Annotated in this window: 12 protein-coding genes; 6 read left to right on the top strand and 6 right to left on the bottom strand. The window is 56.5% G+C overall.

Features of this window, described 5'->3' with window-relative positions:
* Nucleotides 1-5: 5 nt before the first annotated feature.
* The 4 genes from ruvC to B9H00_RS00110 form a co-directional block, all read right to left on the bottom strand.
* Nucleotides 6-542 (bottom strand): crossover junction endodeoxyribonuclease RuvC, encoded by a 537-nt coding sequence (ruvC, locus tag B9H00_RS00125; RefSeq protein ID WP_086898937.1) that lies wholly within the window; start codon nt 540-542, stop codon nt 6-8.
* Between the two features lie 28 nt (nt 543-570).
* Nucleotides 571-1329: a YebC/PmpR family DNA-binding transcriptional regulator gene (locus B9H00_RS00120; RefSeq protein ID WP_086898936.1), complete on the bottom strand. Its 759-nt coding sequence runs from the start codon at nt 1327-1329 to the stop codon at nt 571-573.
* Between the two features lie 139 nt (nt 1330-1468).
* Nucleotides 1469-3247, bottom strand: coding sequence for an aspartate--tRNA ligase (gene aspS, locus B9H00_RS00115; RefSeq protein ID WP_086898935.1), 1779 nt, complete (start codon nt 3245-3247; stop codon nt 1469-1471).
* 98 nt (nt 3248-3345) lie between these two features.
* On the bottom strand, nt 3346-3588 hold the full coding sequence (locus B9H00_RS00110; RefSeq protein ID WP_086622868.1) for an FmdB family zinc ribbon protein: 243 nt from the start codon (nt 3586-3588) through the stop codon (nt 3346-3348).
* A 200-nt stretch (nt 3589-3788) separates the two neighbouring features.
* Here B9H00_RS00110 and B9H00_RS00105 point away from each other — a divergent pair, with 200 nt between their 5' ends.
* The 5 genes from B9H00_RS00105 to B9H00_RS00085 all read left to right on the top strand — a co-directional run bounded on the left by B9H00_RS00105 (nt 3789) and on the right by B9H00_RS00085 (nt 8881).
* Nucleotides 3789-4727 carry a D-2-hydroxyacid dehydrogenase gene (locus B9H00_RS00105; protein ID WP_086898934.1) on the top strand — a complete coding sequence of 313 codons (939 nt, stop codon included), beginning with the start codon at nt 3789-3791 and terminating at the stop codon, nt 4725-4727.
* A 180-nt stretch (nt 4728-4907) separates the two neighbouring features.
* Nucleotides 4908-5507: an undecaprenyl-diphosphatase gene (locus B9H00_RS00100; protein ID WP_157663146.1), complete on the top strand. Its 600-nt coding sequence runs from the start codon at nt 4908-4910 to the stop codon at nt 5505-5507.
* A 190-nt stretch (nt 5508-5697) separates the two neighbouring features.
* On the top strand, nt 5698-6654 hold the full coding sequence (locus B9H00_RS00095) for a nucleoside hydrolase (RefSeq protein ID WP_086898932.1): 957 nt from the start codon (nt 5698-5700) through the stop codon (nt 6652-6654).
* Nucleotides 6655-6681: 27 nt separating this feature from the next.
* Complete coding sequence (gene otsB / locus B9H00_RS00090; protein ID WP_086898931.1) at nt 6682-7452, top strand: trehalose-phosphatase; 771 nt, start codon at nt 6682-6684, stop codon at nt 7450-7452.
* Between the two features lie 28 nt (nt 7453-7480).
* A complete protein-coding gene (locus B9H00_RS00085; RefSeq protein ID WP_086901612.1) occupies nt 7481-8881 on the top strand; it encodes an alpha,alpha-trehalose-phosphate synthase (UDP-forming) in 1401 nt (466 codons plus the stop codon).
* Nucleotides 8882-8988: 107 nt separating this feature from the next.
* On the opposite strand, the gene yccX is transcribed toward B9H00_RS00085, so the two are convergent.
* Together yccX and B9H00_RS00075 are read right to left on the bottom strand one after the other, a co-directional pair.
* Nucleotides 8989-9255, bottom strand: a complete 267-nt coding sequence (yccX, locus tag B9H00_RS00080; RefSeq protein WP_086898930.1) for an acylphosphatase — start codon at nt 9253-9255, stop codon at nt 8989-8991.
* Between the two features lie 95 nt (nt 9256-9350).
* Nucleotides 9351-10268, bottom strand: coding sequence for a LysR substrate-binding domain-containing protein (locus B9H00_RS00075; protein ID WP_086622874.1), 918 nt, complete (start codon nt 10266-10268; stop codon nt 9351-9353).
* A 135-nt stretch (nt 10269-10403) separates the two neighbouring features.
* Here B9H00_RS00075 and B9H00_RS00070 point away from each other — a divergent pair, with 135 nt between their 5' ends.
* Complete coding sequence (locus tag B9H00_RS00070; RefSeq protein WP_086898929.1) at nt 10404-11654, top strand: dicarboxylate/amino acid:cation symporter; 1251 nt, start codon at nt 10404-10406, stop codon at nt 11652-11654.
* Nucleotides 11655-11675 lie beyond the last annotated feature (21 nt).

Genomic DNA, 11675 nt, shown 5'->3' with positions numbered 1-11675 from the left:
CCGGCTCAGGGCCGATAGTGGCGCCAGCTGGACGACCGCTGTTTCGTTGAACGAGCCGGCGCTGGCATGGTGACGGCCCCACGACAGGAAAAAAAGTGCGTCAGCGCAATGGCCAGAGCATCCGCGGCATCTTCCTGGGGTAGCCCTGAAAGCTTGAGCGTTGACTGTACCATATGCTGTACCTGCGTTTTGTCAGCCCCACCATTGCCCGTCACGACCTGTTTGATGCGTCGGGCAGCGTATTCATGCACATCCAGTCCATGGTTGGCGGCACAGACAATGGCCGTGCCTCGGGCCTGACCCAGCTTGAGCGCGGAGTCAGCATTTTTGGACAAAAAAACCTGCTCGATGGCCATCTCGTTCGGTGCATGCTGGGCAATGACTTCGGCTACGCCGGCGTATACCTGAGCCAGTTTTTGAGCCAGCGTCGAGGCATCAATTTTAATGCAGCCGCTGGCCACATAGCGCGGCGATCGGCTCGAGATATCGATTACGCCAAAGCCGGTACGACGCGACCCAGGATCAATTCCCAGCAGGATCATGCCCCGCCCCCTGTCGAACCGGTATCGGTCATGATGCATCCTCGAGTGCCTCGAGCACATGAGGCTCGAAATCAACGTTGGAGTACACGTTTTGTACGTCGTCCAGATCTTCGAGGCGGTCAAACAGCGCCACCACCCGACGCGCCGTGTCGACATCGTTAATGCTTGAATAGCTGTCAGGAAACATACCGACGTCGCTTTGCATCACCTCGATGTCAGCCTGATCAAGCGCATCCCTGACGGAGCCGAACTCATTGGGTGTGGTGATGACTTCCAGTGTGCCATCGTCTCGAGACTGCACGTCTTCGCCGCCCGCCTCCAGAGTCGCCTCAATAACGTTTTCCTCAGGGGTACCGGCAGGCAGCACGATACGGCCCTGTTTGTGAAAGAGAAAGGCGACCGAACCGCTGCTTCCCAAATTACCGCCATGCTTGTTGAAGGCAGTGCGAACCTCTGAGACCGTCCGGTTACGGTTATCACTCATGCACTCGACCAGAACCGCCACGCCATCCGGGCCGTAGCCTTCATAAACCAGCTCTTCCATGGCATCGCTGTCGCTGTTACCGGCACCGCGGGTGATGGCACGATCGATCGTATCGCGTGTCATATTGTTGGACAGTGCCTTGTCGACTGCCGCCCGAAGCCGTGGATTATCCTCAACAGCGCTCCCCCCCTGACGAGCGGCAACCGTCAACTCACGAATCAGGCGCGTAAAAATCCTGCCCTTTTTGGCATCCTGAGCCGCCTTGCGATGTTTGATATTGGCCCATTTACTGTGTCCGGCCATGGGATAGCTCCTTCAACCGCTCGCCATAAACAATGCAATGGCGTCATACAAAAATACGGGTGTGCAAGGCACACCCGTATTAACCCTAACACTCCCGAGAAACGGTCACAGAAACGTTTCGTTTCCGTTTGCCCGTCGATCAGGTGGTTGTGTTATCGGACGCTTTCTGGCGCAGACGAATATGCAACTCCTTGAGCTGCTCATTGCTGACCGTTCCAGGCGCCTCGGTCATCAGACAGGCTGCGCTCTGCGTTTTGGGGAAGGCGATGACATCACGGATGGTGCGCCCGCCCGTCATCAGCATGACGAGTCGATCAAGGCCAAACGCCAGTCCACCATGCGGCGGTGCGCCGTGAGCCAGACCGTCCAGCAGGAAACCGAATTTCTCGCGCGCCTCTTCATCACTGATGCCCAGTGCTTCAAAGACCTGACGCTGCATGCCCTGATCGTGGATACGGATCGACCCACCGCCCAGCTCGGTACCGTTGAGGACCATATCGTAGGCACGAGACAATGCGCTTTCCGGATTCTGCTTGAGCGTTTCCGGGTCACAGGCCGGTGCCGTGAACGGATGGTGAAGTGCGGCCAGGCGGCCACTGTCATCACGTTCAAACATCGGGAAATCGACCACCCACAGCGGCGCCCAGGCTTTCGTGTAGAGATCAAGATCCCCACCCAGCTTGACACGCAGGGCACCCAGCGCTTCGTTGACGACCTTCGCACGGTCGGCGCCGAAGAAGAGGATGTCGCCGTCTTCTGCATTGGCGCGATCCAACAGCGTCTCGATCACGCCCTCCATGAACTTGACGATGGGTGACTGGAGACCTTCGATGCCTTTCGAGCGGTCGTTGATCTTGATCCAGGCCAGCCCACGGGCGCCATAGATACTGACAAATTTGGTGTACTCGTCGATTTCCTTGCGTGAAAGCTTCGCCCCACCGGGCACCCTGAGTACGGCAACACGGCCGTCCTCAGCGTTGGCCGGACCCGAGAAGACCTTGAAGTCGACATCCTTCATCAGATCATCAACGTCGACGAATTCCAGCGGAATGCGCAAATCCGGCTTGTCAGAACCATAACGACGCATGGCGTCATGCCAGGTCATCCGCGGGAACTGCGGCAGCGACACGTCGAGTACTTCCGCGAAAAGACGACGAATCATCTCTTCGGTCATCCCCATGATATCGTCTTCCTCGACAAAGGAGGCTTCGATATCGATCTGGGTGAATTCCGGCTGACGATCGGCACGAAGGTCTTCATCACGGAAGCACTTGGCAATCTGATAATAGCGGTCAAAACCGGCTACCATCAGCAGCTGCTTGAAGAGCTGCGGAGACTGCGGCAGTGCAAAGAACTCACCGGCATGGGTGCGGCTGGGCACGAGATAGTCACGTGCACCTTCAGGCGTGGCACGAGTCAGAATGGGCGTTTCGATATCGAGAAAACCGTTGTCTTCAAGATAGGCGCGAACGCTGTGAGTGATACGCGAACGAAGCCGCAGGCGATCGATCATTTCGGGGCGACGCAGATCGATGTAGCGATACTTGAGGCGAACGTCTTCACCGACCTTGCCATGTTCATCGAGCTGGAACGGCGGGGTTACGGCCGTATTGAGCACCTCAACCTGCGTGGCAAGCACCTCGATCAGACCCGTCGGCATGTTGGCGTTCTGGGTACCTTCCGGGCGCATGCGAATACGACCGGTAATACGCAGTACATACTCGCTGCGGGCTCGATCTGCATTGGCAAAGGCATCCGGCGTGTCCGGATCAACCACAACCTGTGCAATGCCATCACGATCACGCATGTCGAGGAAAATCACCCCACCATGATCGCGGCGGCGGTGGACCCAACCGCAGAGTGTGACTTCCTGGTCGACAAGGCTTTCGTTTAGCTGGCCGCAATAATGACTGCGCATCTTTAATCCTGTGTTGTAACGCTTGATGTAATGCCTGAGCTGTTTGAATGCCGAAGGCAGTTGACGGCCTTCGGCATGGGGCAATTCCCGCAACAACGTCAGCTGTCGGACGTACCGCCCTTGTCGGACTTGCTGTCACCGGCAAGGTTACGACGACCCGAACTCTTGAAATCGGTCTCGTACCACCCACCCCCTGAAAGCCTAAACCCCGCAGCTGAAATCAGACGCTCCAGAGCGCCTTCATGACAGGATGGGCATTCCACCAGAGGAGCAGCATCAATCTTTTGAATCTTTTCAAGGCGCGTACCGCAGGCGCGGCACTCATATTCATAAATCGGCATGGTCTTTCATACCCGATATTTGATGTTACTGCAGGTGCGCTCAAGCAACCTGCCCCTGCCGGGAAACAATATCCATCGGATGGCAGACATTATTCCCGATGTCTGATTGACGCATCGGTCTACTGACACGACGATACAACCTTGCACAAGACACGCATTATAGCGCGGCAGACATCATGATGGGCAAGGAGTGCACCCCCATGAAGGCAGTAATTCTCGACAGTGACACCCTGGGCAGCGACATTGATCTTTCACCCCTTTCCGGTCTGACCGACCAGTTCGACCGCTGGGGCGCCACACGACCCGAAGACGTCGCCAAACGCCTTGACGGTGCCACCATTGCCATTACCAACAAGGTCGTCATTGATGGCGACACTCTGGCGTTACTGCCTGATCTCGAAATGATCGCCGTCACCGCAACCGGCACCAACAATATCGACCTGCAGGCCGCACAGGCGCGCGGTATTACCGTGGCCAATGTCACAGGGTATGGTACACAAAGCGTGGCACAGCATACGCTCATGATCATGCTGGCTCTGGCCACACGACTGCCCCGCTATCAGCATGATGTTGCCACTCATCGATGGGAACAGGCAGCATCCTTCTGCCTGCAGGATCATCCGACGATGCAACTGGCCGGCAAGCATCTGGTGCTGGTCGGTAGCGGTGAGCTCGGCCAGGCTGTGGCGCAATTGGCCCGGGCTTTCGGAATGAACGTCAGCTTTTGCGCGCGTCCCAATGCCGAACGCGATGATCGACCCGCGCTTGAAACGCTTCTGCCGGAAGCTGATGTGGTGTCACTGCACTGCCCGCTGACGCCGGAGACACATCATCTGATCAATCAGGCACGTTTGCAGCTGATGAAATCCCATGCGCTGTTGGTCAACTGTGGGCGAGGTGGATTGATCGATGAACAGGCCTCACTTGAAGCACTGAAACATCAGCGTCTTGGCGGTCTGGGTGTCGATGTCTTGCCCACGGAGCCGCCGCGTGAAGGCCATGAGTTGATCGAGGCACTGGCACAGAACTCGCTCAACCTGATCGTGACGCCCCACAATGCATGGATAACACCGGAAGCCCGGCAAAATATTGTTTCCATGACGGCCGATAATATTCGAGGATTTTTATCCAAAATCTGATTTCAGGTTTGAATTTGGGCTTCACCCAAGATAACGGTATAAAAATTACTGATTGATTACGCAACCACCCTGAAAATAAATGTTGGGCCAGTGCTGTCATTGTCATAATTCTTTGGTCGAAGACCACATCGAATGACAGACACCGGCCCACAACTTCTCTTTCAGGTATCAAACAGCAGCATGGAAGCTTTTAATCAGCATCTTTTTCTTGTCCTCAACGCACAGCAACAGAGTCAACCACTGGTGATCTGGTTTGCCATCATCATGGCCAAATATGCCATTTTTTGTATTCCCCTGATCATGCTCAAGGGCTGGCTTGGCAAAAGCGAGGCGCATCACAAGATAATGTTGACAGCGCTTCTGGCAACGGTGGGTGCCCTGCTGATCAATAACCTGATCGGTTCATTGATCTGGTATCACCCTCGCCCCTTCGTGATGCCACTAGGACATACGCTGATTTCGCATGCGCCTACGCCCTCTTTTCCAAGCAACCACATGACGATCGTTTCAACGGTTGCGTTCAGCTTTATTCTACGCCCGGCGCTACGCAAAACGGGTGTTGCACTTGCCGTACTGGCTCTGCCCATTGCCTGGTCACGTATTTATCTGGGCGTGCATTTCCCGCTGGACATGCTGGGCGCTGTCATAGTTGCTGGTGTGGCTTCCCTGATGATGCTCTGGCTGCAGCCCCTGTATCTCGAAACGCTTTATGGTGTAACCCGTGGCGTTTATCGCATCGTTTTTTCACCCTTGATCGCTCGTGGCCTTTTACATCGATAACATCAATTTCAGGATCAAAAGCCCGCTACCAGGCGGGCTTTTTTATGTCACCACCCTTCTTTGGGGGATCAGCTACGCACGGACACTGAACTTATGTCAGACTTGCATCACAATATTTTCAGCGACTTAAAGAAATGCCGTTGCGGCTGCAGCAGTGATTTCAATGTCGATACAGACATGGAGGCCTTGTATGACACATACCATTATTTTCGATACTGATCCGGGCGTTGACGATGCACAGGCCATTGCGCTGATCATGGCGCATCCGGATATCGAAGTCCTGGGACTGACCACTACCTTTGGCAATGTTCGTGTCGAAACCGCCACCCGTAATGCCCTGCTGCTGACCGAGCTGGCCGGCCAGAGCATCCCTGTCGCCCAGGGCGCAGATTATCCGCTGGTGAAAACACCCTATCCGGTGCCGGCCCATATTCATGGTGCTGATGGACTGGGCAATCAGACACTTGATGAACCTGCCGGTCAGATCGAAGCCATCAGTGCGGCGCAGTTCATCGTGGACAAGACCCGCGAGCGCCCGGGGGAAATCACGCTGATGGCCGTAGGCCCTCTGGGCAATCTGGCCATGGCCATTGCCCTTGATCCAGACGTCGTCAACCGCGTCAAGCAGGTCGTGATCATGGGCGGCTCGGCAGCTCGTGGCGGCAACGTCACACCGCTGGCCGAAGCCAATATCTTCTCCGATCCGCACGCCGCCAGGCGTGTCCTGACGGCGGATTGGCCGCTGGTCATGGTAGGGCTTGATGTCACCCTCGATACGGTCATCACGCCGGATCGCATGGCGCGTATTGCAAAGGGTCAGGGTGCTCTGGGCGAAGTGCTGTCGCACAGCTATGACTTTTATGCCGACTTCTATCGCAGTGCCATCGGCCTTGACGGCTGCTGCCCCCACGACAGCTGTGCCGTCGCATGGCTCATCCATCCGGAATTTTTCGAAACCGTTACCGGTCATCTGGATGTCGTGACAGAAGGAGCTGCGGAAGGCCAGACCATCTTTGCACCGGCAGAGCGCCAGTACGTCAGCGATCGCTGGTCAAAAACACCGGCCGTACAGGTCTGCATGAAAGTGGATGGTGACGCAGTCTCGGACTGGATCGAGCAGACACTGACCTCATCGTCCAACGCATAATAGCCGTCACGCCATGACAGGGAGGTAATGGTGAATACAATACCCGGCAAGGATGTACCCGACCTGCCTGCACGCGATCAGGCGTGGGCCCTCTTTCTGGATCTCGATGGCACACTGGTCGATCTGGTAGACCATCCTGACCGCATTGCCGTTGATGATGCGCTTCGCGAACGCCTTGAAACCCTCACCAGACTGCTGGATGGTGCTGTGGCGGTCATCAGCGGTCGCGCCATTGATGATCTGGACAAGCACCTGAGGCTGCCCACGCTTGCCATGTCGGGCCAGCACGGTGCTGAATGGCGCAATAGCCAGGGAGATCGGCAGATTGCCCAGGAGCACCAGGAGGCACTGGATGCCGTGCGCAAAGAGGTCAGTCAGCAGGTAGCGCGTGATGACGCGCTCTACCTGGAAGACAAGGGGGCAAGTCTTGCCCTGCATTATCGCCACCGGCCCGAGGCAGGCGATATGCTCAAGCAAAAGCTGGATTCAATGATCGAGCATTACCCTGATCTTCTGGAGCTGCATCAGGGTAAATTCGTGTTCGAGATCAAGGGGCAGGGCTATGACAAGGGCGTGGCACTCGAGCGCTTTCTGGCCGTTGCCCCCTTTGCAGACCGATGCCCGATATTTATCGGCGACGACCGTACTGACGAAGACGGGTTTCGCGTTGTTAATGCCCATCAGGGCCTGGCCATCAAGGTCGGAACAGGCGAGAGCGTTGCCGCCTGTCGTCTGACGGATCCTTCAGCCGTTCATGCCTGGCTGGATGAGTGGATCTCACGACTGCAACGCTCATGAAGGCATCACAGAGTTCACGGAGGAAACCTTGAAGCAACTGATCGTAGTCTCCAATCGTGTCCCCTCGCCTGACAAGGACAGTGGTAGTCAGGGCGGGTTGGCCGTCGGTGTCATGAATGCCCTGAGTCGTACCCAGGGACTATGGATGGGCTGGAATGGCCAGCTGATCGAGGATGCGGAGCAGCATGCGCCTCAAAGCTATGAAAATGAGGGCGTGCAGTTCGCCACCTTCCCGCTGACAGAACAGGAACACGAGCTTTTCTACGTTGGCTATTCCAACGAAGTCCTCTGGCCCCTGTTCCACTATCGCTCGGATATGGTCGAGTATTCGCGCGAAAAGGATGCCGGCTATCAGCACGTCAACGAGCGCTTTGCTCGTCAAGTGGCCGGTCAGATCACGAAAGACAGCGACGCATCGATCTGGGTTCACGACTATCAGCTGCTTTCCACGGGCCACTATCTACGCCTTATGGACGTCGAGTGCCCCATCGGCTTCTTTCTCCATATCCCGGTACCGCCCTGGGAAGTCTTCCGCATTCTCCCCCATCATGCGCGCATGATTGAGCATTTATGCGCCTATGACACCATCGGGTTTCAGACTGCCACTGACCTCAGACACTTCCTTGAAAATGTCGAGCGTAGCGGCGTTGCCACTGTTGAAGGCAACACGGTGATTTATGACCGTCGACGCATCAACACCGGCGTTTTTCCCATTTCAATCGATGTGGATACTGCCCGCGAGATGGCAGAAAAGGGCGAACAGTCTTCGCGCAGCCACCGCCTGAAGGAATCCCTCCAGGGTGGCCCCCTGATCATCGGCGTGGACCGTCTTGATTACAGCAAGGGGCTCTATAAACGCTTTCAGGCTTTCGAGCAGCTGCTGGAAAACACCCATACACGCTACGGCAATGTGACTTACCTGCAGATTGCCCCGCTGTCGAGAACCGGTGTGGAGCGTTATGCCAGCCTGCGCCGCGAGCTTGAACGCATTGCTGGTCACGTCAATGGCCGCTTCTCGACCTATGACTGGATGCCCCTGCGCTATCTCAATACGGGATATGACCGGGAAACCCTGATGGGCTTCATGCGCCAGAGCCGTGTCGGACTGGTAACACCCCTGCGTGACGGCATGAACCTTGTGGCCAAGGAGTATGTCGCCGCTCAGGACCCGGAAGACCCGGGCGTTCTTCTGCTGTCCAACCTGGCCGGTGCTGCCGAAGAACTCGATGGCGCCATGCTGTGCAATCCCTTTGATGTCGAAGAGATGGCCGACATGCTCGACGCAGCGCTTTCCATGTCACTTGAAGAGCGCAAGGAGCGCTGGCAGCGTCTTCACAAGGTGATCAGCACCTACGACATCCATCGCTGGGGAGAAAGCTTTGTGACAGCACTGGATCAGTCAGCGGCTGCAAGACATGCCGACGAGTAGGCGTCACCTCGCCACGGAAGTGGTTTGAAGACGGCTCTCCAGAAACCAGAATGCCATGTCGCTTCGACATGGCATTTTTTATAGGTCTGACGTGTCAGGCATGCCCATCAGCCAGTCTGGAAATCCGTCCAGGACTGCGGTGCAATCTCTTCACTTGTCACCTGATCTACCCGTGCAGCAGACGGACCTGTTTGCAGCCAGTCGATCAGATTGGCCACATCATCATCATGGCCTGCCATGCCTACCTCGACACTGCCGTCATCACGGTTTCTGGCATAACCGACTATTCCCAGCTCGCGGGCACGCTGCGCCGTGGCATAACGAAACCCCACTCCCTGAACATGGCCGGTCACTCGAGCCTGCATGTATCGCATGACGCCCTCCTTCAATGGATGATGTTTCAAAACCTGGCACATTCGCGCCAGCCGATGCAGGTAATCTCTCGGGCCCGTCTACATTATGAACTCGCCTACATCTTCAAAAAATCCCGAGGGAGTTTTTGCAGCTGGTGCCACAGCCGCTCAACGTCGGGCTTGTGTACGAGCGAACAACGATAGAGACGAATATCGAGCGGAATATTCCATTTTTCATCACCAGCGCGTACCAGACGATTGGACGCCAGCTCTTCGTGAATGCAGAAATCGGGAATCCATGCCATCCCCACCCCCTGTAATGCCATGCCCTTGAGACCCTCCGCCATGGCCGTTTCATAGATGGTTCGAAGCCGCAGCCGCAGAGGGTCATTTTTTAACAGCATGTGTACGCTTCGCCCCAGAAAGGCCCCCTGGGTATAGGCCAGATGCGGAATGCTATCCCCACTTTCGAGGTTGAAAAGAGGATTGCCCTGAGCATCCGGCACACACACCGGCAGCATGCAGACCTGACCGATGGAAAAGGAGGGAAATATTTCGCTGTCGAGCTGCATGGTGGCGTAAGGATCGTGGTAGGCCAGCATCAGATCACAATTGCCGTCACGCAGCACATGAATGGCGTCTCCAACATTCATGGCCATCAAGCGGGTGGGCAGTTCTCCCACCCCTTTTTGCAGCCGCGAAATCCAGCGCGGAAAAAAGGCCAGCGCCAATGAATGCGCGGCAGCAATATCGAGTGCTTCATTGGCAATATTGAGCCCGCGCAGGTGGCTAATACTTTCGTTGAGCTGCTCTACCAGACTACGCGCGGTCACCAGAAAAAGCTGGCCTTCCGGAGTGAGACTGACAGGTGTGGTGGAGCGGTCCACCAGCATGACCCCGGTGGCCTGCTCCAGCGCCCGAATGCGGCGGCTAAAGGCAGGCTGAGTGACATGTCGACGACGTGCGGCGGCAGAGAAGCTGCGCGTGGCATTGAGGGCCACGAAATCTTCCAGCCATTTGGTTTCCAGATTCAACGCGTAGTACCTGCTTTTTTGTCAGCCTGCCCCATGGGGCACGAGGCGGCGATTCTAACCGGCACGGGCCAACAAGTGATAGGCTGCCAACTTTAGACATGACACATTCAACGACCGCACAAAAGAGACAACCTCATGTCCCAACGCATGTTTTCACTTTCCAGCATTCCCCTATGGCAAAAAATCATGGCGGGTCTGGTGCTGGGTATTCTTGTCGGCTGGCTGCTGGGCGATCATGCCCAGTGGCTTTCTCCCATTGGCACGCTTTTCATCAATGCCATCAAGATGCTGATCGTGCCGCTGGTCTTTACGTCATTGATCAGTGGCATTGTTTCCATGGGCGATCCGGCCAAGATGGGCAGAATTGGCGGCAAGGCGGTCGCGCTTTATCTGGTGACGACCGCCTTCGCCATCGCGCTGGGCATGCTGGCAGCCTCGATACTGCAGCCGGGCATTGGCGTTGAAATGCAGATGGACAACAGCGTCTCTCCCGGTGAGGCGCCCACTCTGACCGAGATTCTTGTAGGTTTGGTACCCACCAATCCAATCAATGCCATGGTGGAAGGCAACATCCTGCAGATCATCGTCTTTGCCATCGCACTTGGCGTTTCACTGGTACTGATCGGCGAGCGTGGACAGCCGGCCATTCGGGTGATCGACTCCGTGGCCGAGGCGCTCTACAAGCTGACCTCACTGATCATGGCCTGTGCCCCTATTGGGGTATTTGCCCTGATCGCGGTCGTTGCCGGACAGTACGGCCTGAGTGTCCTGATCCCGCTGCTCAAGGTCATCGGCGTGGTCTATCTCGCCTGTATCCTTCACGTGCTGCTGGTTTACAGCGGCATGCTCGCCCTGCTGGCACGGCTCAATCCCAGGCGCTACCTCACCGGCAGTCTGGATGCCATTGTGGTGGCCTTCTCGTCAGCCTCGAGCGCAGGCACCCTGCCCGTTTCCATTCGCTGTGCGCGAGAGAAGCTGGGGATTTCGCAAGGGGTCTCGGGGTTTGTGCTTCCGGTGGGTGCCACCATTAACATGGACGGTACGGCGCTTTACATGGGCGTGGTGGCCCTGTTCGTAGCGCAGCTGACCGGTACCGATCTGACCACGACCGACTACATCATGATTGTCCTGACCGGTACGCTGGCCTCGATCGGCACAGCGGGTGTTCCGGGTGCCGGGCTGATCATGCTATCGATCGTCTTTGCTCAGACCAATCTGCCGCTGGAAGCTTTGGGCCTGATCGCGGGCATCGATCGCATTCTGGACATGGCGAGAACCGCCGTGAACGTCTCCGGTGATCTGATGGTTACCACGCTGGTGGGCAAGAGCGAACGCGAGATCGATCTGGATATCTACAACGACAAGGCCGCCGGGCAGACCTCCTGAGGCTTGTCAGCAGCGACCTTT

The organism is Kushneria marisflavi, assembly GCF_002157205.1.
Classification (GTDB): Bacteria; Pseudomonadota; Gammaproteobacteria; order Pseudomonadales; family Halomonadaceae; genus Kushneria; species Kushneria marisflavi.
Note: the sequence above shows the minus strand (reverse complement) of the source record. Positions and strands in the feature narration are given on the sequence as shown.